This is a genomic window from Klebsiella sp. B345, assembly GCF_051131735.1.
Classification (GTDB): domain Bacteria; phylum Pseudomonadota; class Gammaproteobacteria; order Enterobacterales; family Enterobacteriaceae; genus Klebsiella.
Genome location: NZ_CP180443.1, coordinates 146309 through 164165 on the forward strand (window position 1 = coordinate 146309; position 17857 = coordinate 164165).

At 57.4% G+C, this 17857-nt stretch carries 16 protein-coding genes; 9 read left to right on the top strand and 7 right to left on the bottom strand.

Annotation, left to right across the window (positions count from 1 at the left end; genetic code table 11):
• Nucleotides 1-15: 15 nt before the first annotated feature.
• Together ACMYSO_RS00705 and ACMYSO_RS00710 are read right to left on the bottom strand one after the other, a co-directional pair.
• Nucleotides 16-1065, bottom strand: coding sequence for an ROK family protein (locus ACMYSO_RS00705; protein ID WP_434668783.1), 1050 nt, complete (start codon nucleotides 1063-1065; stop codon nucleotides 16-18).
• A gap of 94 nt (nucleotides 1066-1159) precedes the next feature.
• The gene (locus tag ACMYSO_RS00710; RefSeq protein ID WP_434668784.1) at nucleotides 1160-2704 is read right to left on the bottom strand and encodes a DUF1593 domain-containing protein; all 1545 of its coding nucleotides are present in this window, start codon (nucleotides 2702-2704) and stop codon (nucleotides 1160-1162) included.
• 269 nt (nucleotides 2705-2973) lie between these two features.
• Here ACMYSO_RS00710 and cybB point away from each other — a divergent pair, with 269 nt between their 5' ends.
• From cybB to ACMYSO_RS00730, 4 genes are all read left to right on the top strand, one after another.
• Nucleotides 2974-3501, top strand: coding sequence for a cytochrome b561 (gene cybB / locus ACMYSO_RS00715; RefSeq protein ID WP_434668785.1), 528 nt, complete (start codon nucleotides 2974-2976; stop codon nucleotides 3499-3501).
• 105 nt (nucleotides 3502-3606) lie between these two features.
• Entirely contained in the window at nucleotides 3607-4080 is a 474-nt protein-coding gene (locus ACMYSO_RS00720; RefSeq protein ID WP_434668786.1) for a GNAT family N-acetyltransferase, read from the top strand.
• Nucleotides 4081-4185: 105 nt separating this feature from the next.
• Complete coding sequence (locus ACMYSO_RS00725) at nucleotides 4186-4461, top strand: metal/formaldehyde-sensitive transcriptional repressor (RefSeq protein ID WP_123754148.1); 276 nt, start codon at nucleotides 4186-4188, stop codon at nucleotides 4459-4461.
• Between the two features lie 24 nt (nucleotides 4462-4485).
• Nucleotides 4486-5604, top strand: a complete 1119-nt coding sequence (locus ACMYSO_RS00730; RefSeq protein ID WP_434668787.1) for an S-(hydroxymethyl)glutathione dehydrogenase/class III alcohol dehydrogenase — start codon at nucleotides 4486-4488, stop codon at nucleotides 5602-5604.
• A 98-nt stretch (nucleotides 5605-5702) separates the two neighbouring features.
• On the opposite strand, the gene ACMYSO_RS00735 is transcribed toward ACMYSO_RS00730, so the two are convergent.
• From ACMYSO_RS00735 to pcaH, 4 genes are all read right to left on the bottom strand, one after another.
• The gene (locus tag ACMYSO_RS00735; protein WP_434668788.1) at nucleotides 5703-8072 is read right to left on the bottom strand and encodes a membrane-bound PQQ-dependent dehydrogenase, glucose/quinate/shikimate family; all 2370 of its coding nucleotides are present in this window, start codon (nucleotides 8070-8072) and stop codon (nucleotides 5703-5705) included.
• Between the two features lie 336 nt (nucleotides 8073-8408).
• Nucleotides 8409-9332, bottom strand: coding sequence for a LysR substrate-binding domain-containing protein (locus ACMYSO_RS00740; RefSeq protein WP_434585016.1), 924 nt, complete (start codon nucleotides 9330-9332; stop codon nucleotides 8409-8411).
• Nucleotides 9333-9502: 170 nt separating this feature from the next.
• A complete protein-coding gene (gene pcaG / locus ACMYSO_RS00745) occupies nucleotides 9503-10123 on the bottom strand; it encodes a protocatechuate 3,4-dioxygenase subunit alpha (RefSeq protein WP_434668789.1) in 621 nt (206 codons plus the stop codon).
• Nucleotides 10120-10860 (bottom strand): protocatechuate 3,4-dioxygenase subunit beta, encoded by a 741-nt coding sequence (pcaH, locus tag ACMYSO_RS00750; RefSeq protein WP_174508820.1) that lies wholly within the window; start codon nucleotides 10858-10860, stop codon nucleotides 10120-10122. The genes pcaG and pcaH overlap by 4 nt, the downstream gene beginning before the upstream one ends.
• Nucleotides 10861-11103: 243 nt before the next feature.
• On the opposite strand from pcaH, the gene hglS reads away from it, so the two are divergent.
• Together hglS and ACMYSO_RS00760 are read left to right on the top strand one after the other, a co-directional pair.
• The gene (hglS, locus tag ACMYSO_RS00755; RefSeq protein ID WP_434668790.1) at nucleotides 11104-12447 is read left to right on the top strand and encodes a 2-oxoadipate dioxygenase/decarboxylase HglS; all 1344 of its coding nucleotides are present in this window, start codon (nucleotides 11104-11106) and stop codon (nucleotides 12445-12447) included.
• A gap of 52 nt (nucleotides 12448-12499) precedes the next feature.
• Entirely contained in the window at nucleotides 12500-14008 is a 1509-nt protein-coding gene (locus ACMYSO_RS00760; protein WP_434668791.1) for a carboxylesterase/lipase family protein, read from the top strand.
• On the opposite strand, the gene ACMYSO_RS00765 is transcribed toward ACMYSO_RS00760, so the two are convergent.
• Nucleotides 13995-14843, bottom strand: a complete 849-nt coding sequence (locus ACMYSO_RS00765) for a LysR family transcriptional regulator (protein ID WP_434668792.1) — start codon at nucleotides 14841-14843, stop codon at nucleotides 13995-13997. The two genes, ACMYSO_RS00760 and ACMYSO_RS00765, sit on opposite strands and share 14 nt — an antisense overlap.
• A gap of 189 nt (nucleotides 14844-15032) precedes the next feature.
• On the opposite strand from ACMYSO_RS00765, the gene ycaC reads away from it, so the two are divergent.
• From ycaC to ACMYSO_RS00780, 3 genes are all read left to right on the top strand, one after another.
• Nucleotides 15033-15656, top strand: coding sequence for an isochorismate family cysteine hydrolase YcaC (gene ycaC, locus ACMYSO_RS00770; RefSeq protein WP_123754157.1), 624 nt, complete (start codon nucleotides 15033-15035; stop codon nucleotides 15654-15656).
• A gap of 144 nt (nucleotides 15657-15800) precedes the next feature.
• Complete coding sequence (locus ACMYSO_RS00775; protein ID WP_434668793.1) at nucleotides 15801-16970, top strand: pyridoxal phosphate-dependent aminotransferase; 1170 nt, start codon at nucleotides 15801-15803, stop codon at nucleotides 16968-16970.
• 11 nt (nucleotides 16971-16981) lie between these two features.
• A complete protein-coding gene (locus tag ACMYSO_RS00780; protein ID WP_434585011.1) occupies nucleotides 16982-17755 on the top strand; it encodes an ABC transporter substrate-binding protein in 774 nt (257 codons plus the stop codon).
• Nucleotides 17756-17857 lie beyond the last annotated feature (102 nt).

A 17857-nucleotide genomic window follows, 5' to 3' on the forward strand; every position in this document is an offset into this window, starting at 1 on the left:
CGTGTGCTCGCCCGGCTAACCGGCCTTGTGTGAGTCGGGAGATTTTGATTGCATGCAGATACCGGTAATGACGTCGGAACTGAGCTGCACTAACCCCCTCCAGCCATAGTTATGCCCTGTTTTGTAGTGCCGTATTTTAATCTCGCGGATATGGCGGTTCGGGTTGTCATCCAGCATCTGCTGAGCCAGCGGTAAAATATCATCGCCGTAATCTTCGAACAGTTCACCGGTGGCAATGACCAGGCGAATATTGTGAATAGGCGCGGTGCAGCAAATGGCGAAATAGAGCGCACGGGCGGTCGCCTGTATACCGATGGCTGCATTCGCCGGATCGACGTTAAATGCCGGTTCCAGCCCACCTTCATAGGGTAAGTGGACGATTTCCGGATAAAAACCGTTTTCACCCAGCCCTGGAACGCCGTTGGTACAGTAGCCGTAACCGAGGCTACCGAAGCCGGGCATAAACGCCACGTAAGAACTCCCCGGCGAGCGTTTCGCCAGTAGATAATTGGTGCAGTGGGCGATGTTGTAGATGCGAACTGGTATGCCGAGATGCTGTTCGAGCAGCGCCATCAGGTTGATATTGTTGTCGGCGAACAGCGGGCAATAGCGCACCACGCCGGTTGTATGTTCGATCCCGCCCTGCAGCGCCACGCTGACCACCTTAATTTGCGTCACCTTCAGTGAAGCCTGCTGGCATAGTGTCTGCAGACCTTCGGCAATGAACTGTGTCAACGTATCGGGAGTCATCTGCTCTGGCAGGCTGAACTGGTGGCTGGCCAGCGGCGCTTTCAGGGTATAGTAATCGTTGAGCGTGCCCTGGAAGCTGCCGCGACGCAGCATGATATTCACGCTCCAGGCGTTGCCTTCTTTAACTGACAGACACTGCTGAGGCCGGCCAAAGGCCGCGTCTTTTATTTCTCGTTCTTCGATTAATTGCTCTTCCAGCAACCGGGCGGTGAGTTTGGTGGTATAGGCTTTAGTGACCCCGAGTCGCCGGGTCATTTCTGCCCGCGATTCGCTCTCGCTATGTAAAATATTGAGGATCTGCTGTCTGTAGTCCACGCCGTTACGCCTCTGTCACCGTTGAGTCAGGCGTTATCATACCATCCCGCCCGCGCAATTGCGGGCGGGAAAAACGGGGTGCCGCTTATGAGGACTATTTGACGTTGATAATGATACGTCGATAGGAGGTGAGCGAAGGCGTGCCGTTATCGGTAACTGCAAGGATCAGGTGCTCGGTTCCCGTGCGCAGCGCCTTCACGTTAGCGTGGGATTGCGCGGCGTCGCTAAGCGCCAGCACCGCTGGTGCCTGCAGATTATCTTCGCCGCGACGGCCCTGAACGTCGCTAACCGCCACCGGGAGTGAGCTGGCGGAGCCCGCCTCCGGGTAGAGGAACCAACGATAGCTGAGCTGATTGCCGTCAGGATCTTTACTGCCCTCGGCGCTGATTTTCAGCGTTTCACCAATGCTGGCATTCAAAAATAGTGCTTCTTGCCCGCTATCGCCGTTCACCACCACCTGCGGATTGTGGTTGGCCGCGGCATAATCTTTAATCCCCCAGTCCATTCGTGCGGCGAAGTCGTGCTGGAAGGCTTCGCGCCAGCGCCAGATAGTGGCCTGATTAGAGGTATATTGCTGGCCATCGATACCGGTGACCGTATCGGCGGCGTTCGGGTTGCCCGGATAAAAATCGCCGCCGCTGCTCCAGAACGGGCGCGTCTCATGCTGCGGTTGACGAACAATGTAGCGTCCGCCCCAGCCGCCCCAGCCCGGATTGCGCTCGCTATTGAGGCCGTTGCGGATTAGTCCGAGGAACGCCGGCGTGTCGCCTTCCATAATGAACAGATACTGCAGATAGCCTTTACCCATCGGCCCCTTGCTGCGGATGTTGTCATCCAGCCAGTGCTGAGAAACGGTGGTGAAATCCGCGCCCGGCGCGTTGCGGTAGTAGCGATCGCCGCTGATGCCGGTCCAGGTGGCGCGGGCATAATCCTCACCGTTCTGGCTGGAAGGATCGCCAATCCAGGTGATCTGAGGATAGTTTTCTCGCACCCAGAACCCGGAATCGTCCTGATCGGAAATCGCGTATACCACCAGGTTTTGTGTTAACGCGTTCACCGTGCTTGCCGGATGTTTGGCGCTCAAGTCTTTCAAGGCTTGCGCCAGGGTATTTGCGCCGCCCCACAGGTTGATGTACAGCGGCTGGCCGGCATCAGTACTTCTCTCGATAGCTTTAACCAGCAGATCGGAACCGGCGGTATGCTTACCTGCGCCGGTTGCAGCCAGCCCATAACCCGCCACACCCGGCGCGACCACCGCGGCCAGTTGACGCTGTGTTGGGAAGCCGGCGGCGTGTTTGAGCAGGTTAGGCTGTACTTCACCGTAGTGGCTCAGTACCCGTTCAATCATATCGGTGTGCACTTTGTCCCGCTGCCAGGTAGACGTGGTCGCGACCAATCCTTCGACGTTCATTTCATTGGCGTAAAGCAGAAAACGGGTCAGCGACATCTGGTCATCGGGTTCATTACCAATGTCGGTGAGAACGAAGACGCGCGGTTTTGCCTGATACGGCAGCGTTTTGGCAGCCATCTGCCCGATGGCGTTATCAGCGTTGGCCGTCAGCGGTGCGGAGATAGCCAGCAGCCCGGCCATTGCCAGCCAGATGCCTTGAGCGAGCCTATTGCGTTGTGAATTGATCATGTTTTTCTCGAGAGTCCCTTGCCATAAAAGTGAACTCAATATAGTTAACTGTGGAAACAAAGTAAAAGTAAAAACCAGCTGAGTGTGACAGGACTCGTAGTTTCGCGCGTTTTGCGTGACGGTAAGACAGTAAGAAGCTAAATGGAGCTTAAATGACCAGAATGCTTTCTGACCCTGGGCGGTTGTTTGTTATAAGTACGTAAAAGTTAATGAATTTTTAATAAAAGGTCGTTATGTTGTCGACATCACTGTTTTATTAAGGGTTTATCATGCGCGATAAATATACTGGCCTGCAGATCGGCATCCACTGGCTGGTCTTTTTATTGGTTATTGGCGCCTATGCCAGCATGGAGCTGAGAGGCTTCTTCCCACGTAGCGACCGACCGCTCATCAACATGATCCATGTCTCCTGCGGCATCTCAATTTTAGTGCTGATGGTGGCGCGTTTGCTGGTGCGCTTGAAATATCCGGCGCCGCCGATTGTCCCGAAGCCTTCGCCGATGATGACTGGCTTTGCTCACCTCGGACATCTGGTTATCTATCTGCTGTTTATCGCCCAGCCGATTATCGGCCTGGTGATGATGTATAACCGGGGTAACCCGTGGGTCGCCTTTGGCCTGATCATGCCATTTGCCCCAGAAAGCAATTTTGAGCTGGTCGATACCCTGAAGGGCGTCCATAGCCTGCTGGCGAATACCGGTTACTTTATTGTCGGACTGCATGCCCTGGCCGCGCTGTTGCACCATTATCTGTGGAAGGACAATACCTTGCTGCGGATGATGCCGCGCAAGCGCTAACCCCGGCACCATTGCTGCTCAAAACCCGCCTCCTGGCGGGTTTTTTTATCGCTTTTACCTTGGGCTGTGGTACATCTGGTAGGGACTGACACACTAGGAGCTCCGATGAATATCAGACTTGCCGTACCCAATGAAGCCCCCGCGCTGTGGGTCATCCGTAATCAGGCCATCCGTAGCGGCTGTCGCGAGAGCTATGGTGCCACTGTGGTGGATGCCTGGACACCGGACCGTATGCCGGAAGGCTATCGTGCGGCGGTGCAGGACAATCCTTTTTATGTGGTAGAAGACGAGGGCGGGAAACCGGTCGCCACTGGCTACCTTGATATCCACACCGCCAGCGTTGAAGCTATCTTTACGCTACCTGAATGGGGTGGGAAAGGCTGCGCCGGGATGATCATCAATGCGGTGATTGCCGAAGCACGCCGGCGAAAATTTCGGGTGATTACGCTGGAGGCCACGCCGAACGCAGCCGGTTTTTATCTGCGCCACGGTTTTGTCACGGTGCGTGAAAAGCTGCTGCCGTCAAAACTGGCGCAGGCGGATCTGCGCTGTGTGGAGATGGCGCTGGAGCTCGACTAAACTCAGTGACTGGACGTGTGACCACGGCGCCAGATGACGTTTCAGTTTGCTTCATTGGTCAATAAAATATAGTATACCCCCCTATACGATATTGAGGGCGACAATGTGCCACATTCACCTGAAGACAAAAAACGCGCGCTGAGTCGCGTACGTCGTATTCGCGGGCAGGTTGAAGCCCTGGAAAGGGCGCTGGAGTCCGGCGAATCCTGCATGTCGATACTGCAGCAGATTGCTTCTATTCGCGGAGCCACTAACGGCTTGATGGGGGAGATGGTGGAAATCCATCTCCAGGATGAGCTGGTCAACGGCGAAACCACCCCGGACCAGCGAGCGGTCAGAATGGCGGAAGTGGGCCATCTGCTACGATCCTACTTAAAATAAATCACCACGAAGGAAGAGACGGTTATGAAATCACGTGCAGCTGTCGCGTTTGGCCCAGGCCAGCCGCTGAAGATTGTTGAGATTGATGTCGCGCCGCCGAAAAAAGGCGAAGTGCTGGTCAAAATTACCCACACCGGCGTCTGCCATACGGATGCGTTTACGCTCTCCGGCGACGATCCGGAAGGCGTGTTCCCGGCAGTGCTGGGTCACGAAGGCGGCGGTATTGTGGTGGAAGTCGGCGAAGGCGTTACCAGCCTGCAGCCGGGCGACCACGTGATCCCGCTGTATACCGCCGAGTGTCGCGAGTGCAAATTCTGTAAATCCGGCAAAACCAACCTCTGCCAGGCGGTCCGCGCCACTCAGGGGAAAGGCCTGATGCCGGACGGCACCACCCGTTTCTCCTATAACGGCGAGCCTATCTATCATTACATGGGTACCAGCACCTTCAGCGAATACACCGTATGCGCCGAGATTTCTCTGGCGAAGGTCAACCCGCAGGCGCCGCTGGATAAAGTCTGTCTGCTGGGCTGCGGCGTGACCACCGGTATCGGTGCTGTTCACAACACCGCGAAAGTTAAAGAGGGCGATACCGTTGCGGTCTTCGGCCTGGGCGGCATTGGTCTGGCGGTGATTCAGGGTGCGGTACAGGCGAAAGCCGGGCGTATTCTGGCGGTTGATACCAACCCGGAAAAGTTCACCCTCGCAAAAGAGATGGGCGCGACCGATTTTATCAACCCGAAAGATTACGATAAGCCGGTGCAGGATGTGATCGTCGAACTGACCGACGGCGGCGTGGACTTTAGTTTTGAATGTATCGGCAACGTCAACGTCATGCGCGCGGCGCTGGAGTGCTGCCATAAAGGCTGGGGCGAAAGTGTGATTATTGGTGTTGCTGGTGCCGGGCAGGAGATTAAAACCCGTCCATTCCAGCTGGTGACCGGGCGCGTCTGGCGCGGGTCAGCGTTTGGCGGCGTGAAAGGCCGTACCCAACTGCCGGGGATGGTGGAAGACGCGATGGCCGGTAAAATCGACCTCGATCCGTTTATCACCCACCGCATGCCGCTGGAGCAGATTAACGAAGCCTTTGATCTGATGCACGACGGTAAATCCATCCGTACCGTGATCCACTTCGGCGACCATTGATCGACAGGTGCCCAGTGCCGCCAGGCAGATGAGCACCGTTATCAATCCTGCTGAGCAAACACCAGCGCGACCCTCTTACAGGTTGCGCTGGTTTTTTTTTACTTCTGGTCTGGCAGGGCGTAGGCGATGATGTAGTCGCCGCGGTCTGGAGACTGACGGGCGCCGCCGGCGTTGATGATAATGTACTGTTTGCCGGTCTTCGGCGAGACATAGGTCATCGGGCCGGACTGGCTACCAACCGGCAGACGCGATTTCCAGATCTCTTTCCCGTTAGCAGTATCAAACGCGCGCAGATAGAAATCCTGAGTACCGGCGAAGAACAGCAGGCCGGACTGGGTCGACAGCGACGCGCCGAGGGTTGGCATGCCGATAGGAATTGGCATGTGCATACGGATCCCCAGCGGACCGGTGTCTTCTACGGTTCCCACCGGCACTTGCCACACCAGCTTACCGGTTTTCAGATCCACTGCGGACATGGTGCCGAACGGCGGTTTCTGGCACGGAATACCCAGCGGTGACAGGAAGCGCTCACGCATCGCGCCAAATGGCGTCCCTTCCATCGGGACAATCCCCATCTCAATGCCGCTGGCATTTTTGGCGACGTTTGCACGCGGTACCATATAGTTCGCCAGTCCCAGACGCATATCGTTGACAAACATCAGGCTGTTGTTCGGATCGACCGAGACGCTGCCCCAGTTCATGCCGCCCAGCGAGCCAGGATATTGCAGAGAACGGTCTTCGCCCGGCGGGGTGAAGATGCCCTGATGGCGCATGGCTTTAAAGGCGATCCGACACATCAGCAGATCCACCGGCGTGGCGCCCCACATATCCGACTCTTTCAGCGTATCGTTGCCGATCATCGGCATACCGACGGAGTAAGGTTGTGTCGGAGAGTAGCGCTCACCTTTAATATCACCAGCAGGTACCGGACGTTCTTCCACTTTGGCCACCGGTTCACCGGTGGCGCGGTTGAGCATAAAGATCATGCCCTGTTTACTGGTCTGCACCAGTACCGGCGTGGTGCCGCCATTACCATCAGGGAGGTCATACAGCAGCGGCTGTGACGGCAGGTCGAAGTCCCACAGGTCGTGGTGGGTGGTCTGGAAGTGCCAGCGCACCTGTCCGGTGGTGGCGTCAACGGCGACGATTGACGAGCTGTATTTATCATCCAGCGCGGTACGTTCCCCACCGAAGAAGTCCGGGGTGGCGTTGCCGGTTGGCAGATAGATCAGATTAAGCTTCGCGTCATAGGACATGGCTGACCAGACGTTCGGTGTCCCGCGGGTATAGGTCTGGCCTTCCGGCGGCAGGCCGGTCAGCGCAGGGTTGCCCGGATCCCATGCCCATGCCAGCTTGCCGGTATGCACATCATAAGCGCGTACGACGCCCGGAGGCTCGCCGGTGGAGAAGTTATCCGCCACACGACCGCCGACGACCACAACGTTACCGGCGACCAGCGGCGTTGACGTTTGCTGGTAGTAGCCCGGTTTGATCTCACCCATGCCGACGCTCAGGTCGACGGTACCGTGGTCACCAAAGTCTTCACAGGCTTTACCGGTGTCGGCGTCGATGGCGATCAGGCGGGCATCGGTGGTCGGCAGGAACAGACGACGGGCGCAGGCGGCGGGCTGAGTTCCCGCCGTAGCGGCGGCCTGCAGGCTGTCTTCGGCATAGCCCAGACCCCGGCAGCGCTGCCAGTTTGGCGCGGTGGCTTTGGGATCGAAACGCCATTTTTCTTTACCGCTGTCGACATCCAGCGCCAGCACTTTACTGTACGGTGTACAGACGTACAGGGTATCGCCGATTTGCAGCGGAGTGTTCTGGTCTTCCGCACCGGAGCCGTTGCTTTGCGGGATATCGCCGGTATGAGCGACCCAGGCAACCTGCAGCTCGTTGATATTCTGCTTGTTAATCTGGTCCAGAGCGGCAAAACGATCGCCATGGGTGGTGTTACCCCAGTGCTCCCAGTTCTTCTGTTGCTCGCCAGGGGCGACCGGTTTAACCGGCACCGCTTCGGTGGCGCTCACCAACGGCTGCGATTTGAACATCCAGCCGAAGCTGGCAGCCAGCACTACAGCGAGGACCGCGGCCAGCGCAAAGGCCGGTCCTTTCTTCGCCGGCTGGGGCGAGAGATAGGGCCAGACCAGCGCTGAAAGACAGGCCAGCGCGCCGAGGGCGAACAGGCGTGAGAACAGCGGCCAGTAGGTCCAGCCGGCGTCAGAGATCGCCCAGAAAATGGAGGCGACAAAGGCGATGGCGTACAGCACAATCCCGGTCCGACGACGGCGGAAAATCAGTACCGAGGCGATGACCATCACCAGCCCCATGATGGCGAAATAGAGCGTACCGCCGAGCGTCGCCAGTTTAACCCCAAGAATTCCGATTGCCAGACCGATGATCAGCATCAGCCCGGCGAGCAGCCACTGCAGGATCCGGGGGAATCCGCGTGGTACAGCGAAAGTTGCCATTTTGTCTCCTTAACCATCTGTTGTCAGATGTGAACCAAATGAATCAATTAATAAAATGTTATTCTTTGAGTGAAGGCAATAATGCCTTCGTTGTTGCAGCTTGAGGGATAATTTCTGAATTGCGCGTGAACCATATGGTGAAATAAAAGCAATGATATGACTGTTAATGAACCTGATGCAATTGTTAAAAAATAATTGCGCATTAATTGATTATTTTGGTGCTTTCGCCATCACTCGGGGGGCATGGGTCACGAGGGTTTTAGGCGCGGCGGGGGAGACCTAAGGGCAGGTTCGGAGAAGCCCGGATAAGGCGCAGAGCGCGTTATCCGGCGATCGTCAGGCAGGCATCGATTTGCGAATGGCGCTCAGTAGGGTTTGCGCGCCGGAGGAGAAGGTCGCGTCCACGCGGGTCAGAATACCAATGGGTTCCCCTGCGCCCTGGGTTGGGACTGGTAGGGAAGCCAGCAAGCCCCGGCGCAGGTCGTCTTTAACCGCACCAGAAGGGACGAACCAGATGTAGTCATAGTTGACGGTCAGCTGGCGTGATAGCGAAGCGGAGAGCGTCTCGATACAGCCGGCGGGGATTTTACACCCCTGGCTTTGCAGCAGGGTCTCGGCATTCTGGCGCGGGATGGTCCCTTTTGGTGACACCACCACCGGCCACTCCATCACCCGACTAAGCGTAACCGTTTCCTGCAATAAAGGGTGTCCGGGACGAACCACCAGCTTCAGGGATTCGAGGAACAGCAGCTCATAGTTCAGGCCGCTCATCAACTCCGGGTCAGACATCCGCCCGATACCAATGTCGATTTCACCGGATTTTAAGCCCGCCAACAGCATGGTGTTATTCATGGTAGCGACCTGCAGGGTGATATCTTTTTGCTGCTGGTGGAACTGGCCAATCACCGTTGGCAGGATCCCCAGCGCGGCGGTGGGCAGCGCACCAATGCGCACCACGTCATTATTCAATCCCTCTTTACGATTGAGCGCCTGGCCCGCCGTATTGAGGGCATCGAGGACTTTTACCGCATGAGTGAGGAACTGTTCGCCGACCAGCGTCAGCTGAGCCCCGAGGCGTCCGCGTTCAAACAGTCGCGTGCCGGTCAGCTGTTCCAGTTCATTGAGCGTTTTAGATAACGCAGGTTGGCTGAGATTGAGGGTTTCAGCCGCACGCCCCAGAGTTCCCTGTTGAGCGACGGCCACGAAAGTGTGTAAATGGCGCAAGCGAATGCGCTGACTGAAAAGACCATTTTTTTCCATAATCGATGTTAAAAACAGAGCTGCATAGGTGACAAGCGAAGTTATTGAATTTTGATAACCTGATAGCAAAATATTATTAACATTTCACCTTGATGTATTACAAGTTTTTTCATTTTGCACAAAAAACAGACGCCCCGACGCAGGTCGGGGCAAATCAGGCGGGTAATCGCTCAGAGATCAAAGAAGACGGTTTCGTTGTCACCCTGCAGGTGAATATCAAACCGGTAGACAGTCTCGTTGCCGCGCACTTCGCGTTGGGCAATCAAGGTCTGGCGCCGCACTTCCCACTCAATCAGATTGAGTACCGGGTCATTATGGTTGGCGTCCTGCTCGTCAGAGAAATAAAGCCGGGTGTTGAGGCCGATATTGATCCCGCGCGCCACTACCCAGACATTAATATGGGGTGCCATCATGCGGCCATCGCGACCGACCACGGCGCCGGGCTTGATGGTTTCAAAACGCCAGATCCCGCTGGCGAAGTCGGAGCAGCTGCGGCCCCAGCCGCGAAATGCCGGGTCGACCTTTTTGCTCTGCTGGCGATCGTCAGGGTGGTGATAGCGCCCGGCGGCGTTGGCCTGCCAGATCTCCAGCAGCACATCACGTACCGGGGTTCCGGAACCGTCGATCACACGGCCTTCAAGCGTAATACGTTCGCCTTCGGTATCGGCGGTAGTGAGGTCAGGGCCGAAGTTCTTTTCAAAAATATGGAACCCGGCGGCCTCGGGGGCCAGGCCAATATGCACGTAAGGACCGGCGGTCTGCGAGGCGGTTTCGGCTAAATAGTCTTTCATCGGGCAGCCCCCTGAGTGCGGTTTTCGAACAGCGTGGCGCGGTGGCCGCGCAGCACAAGGTCAAAGCGATAGGCCAGGCAATCCAGCGGCACGGCGGCGTGGGTATCGAGTTCGGCAATCAGCGTGCGCACCGCGTCATCGTTATTAATGGTTTTGACGATCGGGCACTGCTTAATCAGCGGGTCGCCTTCGAAGTACATCTGGGTGATCAAGCGCTGCGCCCACGCATCCCCGGAGAGGGAAAAGTGGATATGGGCCGGACGCCAGTCGCTGACCTGGTTACGCCACGGATAGGGGCCGGGCTTGATGGTACGGAAACAGTAATAACCGTTTTCATCCGTCAGCACTCGCCCGCAGCCGCCAAAGTTGGGATCGATGGGGGCCAGATACTGATCTTTTTTGTGCCGGTAGCGACCGCCGGCGTTCGCCTGCCAGACCTCCACCAGGGTGTTTTTCATCGGCCGACCAAAGCCGTCGCGGACGTAGCCGTGGACGATAATGCGCTCGCCAATCGGCAGACCTTCTTTGGCATAGTTGAGGATCAGGTCATTATCCAGCGGGCCGAGATCGTCATGGCTGAAGACCGGGCCGGTAATTTCAGACAGCGAATTTTGCAACGAGATCAGGGCATTGCGCGGCGAGCGCAGTACGCTGGTTTTGTAGCCCGGTGCGTAAGCCGGGGGATGGTTATTATAGTCGCGATGAATAACCTCACGCGGTGACCATTTATCGTTCATAGGGTACGGACTCCGTATCTATCGGTAGAGGGGCTTCTTATTGTGTTATCGCCAGAAACAGTGTGTGTAAATGTATTGTTAATTTAAAGTGAAATTAAAGGGTGTTTAGCATAACTTTACGTTATGGAACAAGCGGCAGAAAAGCGGGAGGCAGGTTATCCTCATCACAATTTGTAAATTCTTCCCGCCGCCGCCATCGGCCTTCTCTACACTCCAGGAAGTATCCACTGGAGGTAAGGCATCATGGCGAACACCATCACGGCTGATGAGATTCGGGAAAACTTTTCGCAGGCAATGTCGGCGATGTACCAGCAGGAAGTTCCACAGTACGGGACGTTACTGGAGCTGGTGGCGGACGTAAATCTGGCGGTGCTGGAGCAGCATCCGAAACTCCATGAACAACTGGCTAATGCGGACGAGCTAGCGCGGCTGAATGTGGAACGCCACGGCGCAATTCGCGTCGGTACGGCGGAGGAGCTGGCGACGTTGCGCCGGATGTTTGCCATCATGGGGATGTTCCCCGTGAGTTATTACGATTTATCGCAGGCGGGTGTGCCGGTGCATTCCACGGCGTTTCGCCCGATTGATGATGCGGCGCTGGCGCGTAATCCGTTCCGTATCTTTACCTCGCTGTTGCGCCTGGAGCTGATTGCCAGCGCCGAACTGCGCCAGCGGGCGGCGGAGATCCTGGCCCGACGCGACATCTTCACCCCGCGTTGCCGCGAGCTGATCGCCAGGCATGAACGGCAGGGCAGCTTTACCGCCACCGAAGCCCGGGAGTTTGTCCGCGAGGCGCTGGAGACCTTCCGCTGGCACAGCCATGCGACGGTCGATGCCGAGAGCTATCACGCACTGAATAATGAACACCGCCTGATTGCCGATGTGGTGTGCTTCCCCGGCTGCCATATTAACCACCTGACGCCGCGTACTCTCGATATCGACCGGGTGCAGTCGCTGATGCCCGAGTGCGGGATCGTCCCGAAAGCGTTAATCGAAGGGCCGCCGCGCCGCGAGGTGCCGATTTTACTGCGGCAGACCAGTTTTAAAGCCCTTGAAGAGCCGGTGATGTTTAACGGAGAGCAGCAAGGCACCCACACCGCACGATTTGGCGAAATAGAGCAGCGCGGGATCGCCTTAACGCCGAAGGGGCGTGCGCTGTATGATCGTCTGCTGAACGAAGCCGGTGTTGGCAAAGATAACCTGAATCACCAGCGCCATCTGCAGGAGGTGTTCAGCCAGTTCCCGGACAGCGAATTCCTGCTGCGTCAGCAGGGGCTGGCGTGGTTCCGCTACCGTCTGACGCCGGCGGGGGAAGCCCACCGTCAGGCATTCGGTCACGGTGACGATCCGCAACCGCTCATTGAACGCGGCTGGCTTATCGCCCAACCGATTATTTATGAAGATTTTTTACCGGTGAGCGCCGCCGGGATTTTTCAGTCGAATCTTGGCAATGAAACCCAGGCCCGCAGCCACGGCAATGCCAGCCGCGAGGCCTTCGAAACGGCGCTCGGTTGCCCGGTGCTGGATGAGTTCACCCTCTACCAACAGGCGGAGGAGCGCAGCAAACGCCGTTGCGGTCTGCTCTGAAATCGGTACTCTGCTGACATGAACCATTGACGACCATAAAAGGAATCAGGTCATGCAGACGTTGTCGACTCCGCTGGTTAACACCCGGCAAGGGACGTTATCCGGAACCACCGAACAGGGGATCCACATCTGGCGCGGGATCCCCTTTGCCGCGCCGCCGGTAGGCGCACTACGCTGGCGCGCCCCTCAGCCACCCGCGCGCTGGCAGGGCGTGCGCGATGCCACCAGCTTTTCCCCCGCCAGCTGGCAGGATATTGAATACTGCCGCGAGCTGGGCGGCGGCGATCCAGGCCGTTTCTCTGAAGACTGCCTGTACCTGAACGTCTGGGCGCCGGCGACGCGTTCGCAACCGCTGCCGGTAATGGTCTGGCTGCACGGCGGCGGCTTTACGATCGGCGCCGGCAGCCTGCCGCCATACGATGGCGCCGCACTGGCGGGGCGCGACGTGGTGGTGGTGACCGTCAACTACCGGCTTGGCCATCTGGGGTTCTTTGCCCACCCGGCGCTGGAAGGGGAAGATGGCGAGCGGGTCTATAATTTTGCCCTGCTCGATCAAATCGCGGCGCTGCAGTGGGTGCAGGAGAATATTCATGCCTTCGGCGGTGACGCCACCAACGTGACCCTGTTTGGTGAATCGGCCGGTGCGCGCAGCGTGCTGTCGCTGATGGTGTCGCCAAAATCCCGCGGCCTGTTCCATAAAGCCATTGTTCAGAGCGGCTATACGTTGCCGGACCTGCCGCGTGAAAAGGCGCTGGAGAAGGGGCAGCGAGTAGCCGAACACTTCTCGCTCCCTGAGGCCAGCGCGCAACAGCTGCGGGCGATCCCGGCGGAGGCGTTCTGGTCGCTGACCGCGCCGTTGACCATCGGCCCTGCACCGATCGCCGGGGATGCGGTGTTGCCCCAGCCGATGCTGGAGGCCTTTTTTGCCGGTCGCCAACATCCGCTGCCGGTGATGATTGGTTCGAACAGCGATGAAGCCAGCGTGATGGCGGTGTTTGGCGTCGATATCGCCGGGCAGATCCAAAAACTGCGCCGCGAACGACGCCTGGGTCTGGGGCTGATCAAGCTGCTCTATCCTGGGGTAAAGGGGGATGCAAACCTCGGGCGTGAGGTGTGCCGCGATATGGCGTTCACCACGCTGGGTTATGTGGTGATGCAGGCCCAGCAGCGCGTAGGTCAGCCGTGCTGGCGCTACTGGTTTGACTATGTTCCGCAGGGCGCCGAGGAAACCAGCCCTCACGGGGCCTGGCACGGCGATGAAGTACCGTATGTGTTTGATACCCTCAGGCTTTCCGAACCGGTACGTACCTATGCCAACGATGACGATAACGCCTTTGCCGCCGAAGTTGCCAACTACTGGGTCAATTTTGCGCGCCTGGCGGGGCACCACTGTCGCGAACTGCCGGGTGTCGTGCGCTGGCCGGCCTGTCAGCGTGGGCGGGACCGACTGCTGCGCATCGGGCTGCATAAGCGAGCCGGTTTTAAACTGGAAAACCGTTTTATGCGCGCGCGGCTGGCGTTATTCCGCCGGGTCATGCGCCACCACGTTACGCTGGATTAAGCAACTCTTCGCGAAAGCGCGTCAGCCCCTCTGCCTTGCCTGGCACGTGGCGGAGTACCAGCCGGTAGCTGGCGCCGGTTTTCACACTTAAAGGGAAGGGGCGCGCCAGGCGACCCGCCCGCACATCTTCCGCCACCAGCGTAGCATCCGCCATGGCGATCCCCAGCCCTTGCATGGCGGCGGTGATCGCCAGATCCATGGTGTCAAAGTGCTGATTTTTACGCATAGCCAGCGGCGTGTCCGGCGAAAAGGTGGTCAGCCACAGCGACCAGTCGGTTTTATCTCGCGTTGGGTGCAAAAAGGTGACGTCGCTGAGGATGTCGTCGCAGGCAAGGCTGCCGTTGCTCACCGGCGTCAACGCCTCCTCAAACAGCAGATCGCCAGCGCTGTGCTGGGTACCGAACACAATTGCCGCGTCGTAGGGTTCAGTTCTGAAGTTCACGCCATGTTCCATGGTGGTAGTGAGCGCAATCTGCAGCTCCGGATGGCGCTGCTCGATAGCCACCAGGCGGGGAACCAGCCAGCGAATGGCGCAGGTCGGTGCCTTCAGGCGCACCACGGTTTGTTGCTGCCGCGCCTGTTCCGCCACGGCTACCAGCTGGCTGAACGCCGACTGGAGTTCCGGGTAGAGCGCGCTGCCCTGCGGAGTCAGATGCAGCCCGCGGGCGTGGCGGGCAAAAAGTGCAAAACCAAACCAGGCCTCCAGCGCGGCGATCTGGCGACTGACCGCGCCCTGGGTCAGGCACAGCTCACGCGCGGCATGGGTCAAATTAAGATGCCGGGCGGTCACCAGAAAGGTTTCCACGGCATGAAAAGGCAGGGCGCTTCGCGACATCGTTGCTCCAGCTATGCAATTTGATCATAGGCAGTATGCCAGCTTCGTTCAGAGAATGGGACAATCCGTTCTGGTTTCGACGGCTAATCCTCCGACAGTAACTGAACTATGATTTGCCATGAGTTGTAAGCATCTGCCAGCGCAGGAGTGCTGGCGGGGATAACCTGATAATTAAATGAGGAAGAGATCATGGCTAAACCCTACGTTCGTCTGGATAAAAATGATGCAGCTGTTCTGCTGGTGGATCATCAGGCCGGGTTACTATCTCTGGTGCGCGATATCGACCCGGATAAATTCAAAAATAACGTACTGGCGCTGGGGGACATGGCGAAATATTTTGGCCTGCCGACCATCCTGACCACCAGTTTCGAAAACGGCCCCAATGGCCCGCTGGTGCCGGAGCTGAAAGCCCAGTTCCCGGATGCCCCTTATATTGCCCGCCCGGGAAATATTAACGCCTGGGATAACGAAGATTTCGTCAAGGCGGTAAAAGCCACCGGCAAAAAACAGCTGATTATCGCCGGGGTGGTCACCGAGGTTTGCGTGGCATTCCCCGCGTTGTCGGCGATTGAAGAGGGATATGAGGTCTTCGTTATCACCGATGCGTCCGGCACCTTTAACCCGATAACCCGTGACGCCGCCTGGGATCGTATGTCGCAGGCCGGGGTGCAGTTGATGTCATGGTTTGGTGCCGCCTGTGAGCTACATCGCGACTGGCGCAATGATGTGGAAGGGCTGGGGACACTTTTCTCTAACCATATTCCGGACTACCGTAACCTGATGACCAGCTTTAACACCTTAACCAGCAAGTAATTTTCCCCTCCGGCCAGCGTCTGCTGGCCGTCTCTTTTCTCAAGGCATGATCAAAATGCATGGCTACTATGACAACAATTCGTTTGTCGCCGGGTAGCGCTTTGGATTGAATGGTTATGCAATTAAAATGAGAAAGGATTAGCTATGAGTCTTACTTCCCCGGTGACAACCCGCTCCAAATTACCGGATGTCGGCACCACGATATTTACCGTGATCGGTCAACTTTCCGCCCAACATAAGGCCATTAACCTTTCTCAGGGCGCCCCCAATTTTGCCTGCGATGCCGGGCTGATCGCCGGCGTCACCCAGGCAATGGAAGCCGGGCACAACCAGTATGCGCCGATGACCGGCCTGCCGGTGCTCAAAGAGCGTATTGCCGAAAAAATCGCGACGCTGTACGGCACCCGCTACGATGTCGATAGTGAAGTCTTGATCACCGCCAGCGCCAGCCAGGGGATCTACTCGGCAATTGGCGGGCTGGTGCATCCGGGCGATGAGGTTATCTACTTCGAGCCGTCTTTTGATAGCTATGCACCCATTGTTCGTCTACAGGGGGCCACGCCGGTCGCCATCAAGCTGACGGTACCGGATTTTAGCGTCAACTGGGATGAGGTGCGTGCCGCCATCACGCCGCGTACGCGGATGATTATCGTCAACACGCCGCACAACCCCAGCGGGCAGGTATTCTCCCGGGAGGATTTAAACCAGCTGGCGGCCCTGACGCGCAACACCGACATCGTGATTTTGTCCGATGAAGTGTACGAACATGTGGTCTTTGACGGCGAGCAACATCACGGGATGGCGACCCATCCGCAGCTGGCAGAGCGCAGCGTTATTATCTCTTCGTTTGGCAAAACCTATCACGTGACCGGCTGGCGCGTCGGTTACTGCGTGGCGCCTGCGGCACTGATGGACGAGATCTGCAAAGTCCACCAGTTCCTGATGTTCTCCGCCGACACGCCAATGCAGTACGCTTTTGCCGGGCATATGACCGACCCGCAAAGCTGGCTGTCGCTGGCGGCGTTTTATCAGCAGAAACGTGATTTACTCCAGCGACTGCTGGTCGATTCGCCATTCCGGCTGCTGCCGAGTGCGGGTTCGTTCTTCATGCTCGCCGATTACAGCCACTTCAGCGATGAAAGCGACAGCGAAATGGTCAAGCGACTGATCACCGATTATGGGGTGGCGACGATCCCTCTGTCAGCGTTTTATACTGATGGTACTGATAACAAACTGATTCGCCTCTCTTTTGCTAAAGATGAAGCCACATTACTGGCCGGTGCCCAGGCACTGTGTCACGTTAAGCCGCGTTAAGGAGCCCCACGATGAAATTTAAAGCCCTCACTCTTGCACTGGGGATGTTCTGTACCTTCTCTTCGCTGGCGGCCAGCGAGCTGCGCTACGGGGTGGAAGCCGAATACCCGCCGTTTGAAAGCCGTAACACGGCAGGGGAACTGGTCGGTTTTGATATTGACCTCGGAAATGCGATTTGCCAGGCGGCCGGGCTGAAATGTCGCTGGGAAGAGACCTCGTTTGATGCACTGATCCCGGGGCTGGTGGCGAAAAAGTTCGACGCCATCAACTCGGCGATGAATATCACCGAGCAGCGGCGCAAAAGTATCGACTTCACCCAGCCGATTTACCGTATCCCTTCGCAACTGGTAGGCAAAGCGGATAGCGGTATGCAGGCCACGCCGGAAGGGCTGAAAGGCAAAACCATCGGCGTACTGCAGGGATCGATTCAGGAAACCTTCGCCAAAGAGCACTGGGAAAAACACGGCGTGACGGTGGTGTCGTACAAAGATCAGAATATGGCGTGGGCGGATCTGCTGAACGGTCGTATTGACGCCTCGCTGGTGATGTCTGCCGCCGGACAGGCCGGTTTCCTCAGCAAGCCGCAGGGCAAAGGGTTCGGCTTTATCGGTGAGCCGGTGGCTGACGACACCATTCTCGGCAGCGGAATCGGCTACGGTCTGCGTAAAGGCGATGAGGCCACTAAAAAGCAACTGGATGCGGCTATCGATAAGGTGCGTGCCGATGGCACCATCACCCGTCTGGCGGCCAAATATTTCCCGGGTATTGACGTCAGCGTCAAATAAACCGTCAGCCCCCGTAGCGTAAAAGCATCGGGGGCTTTGTCAGTTAAAATATTCATCATTTTTATACTTACAACAATTGGATTATCAATCGTTTTTGTCTAG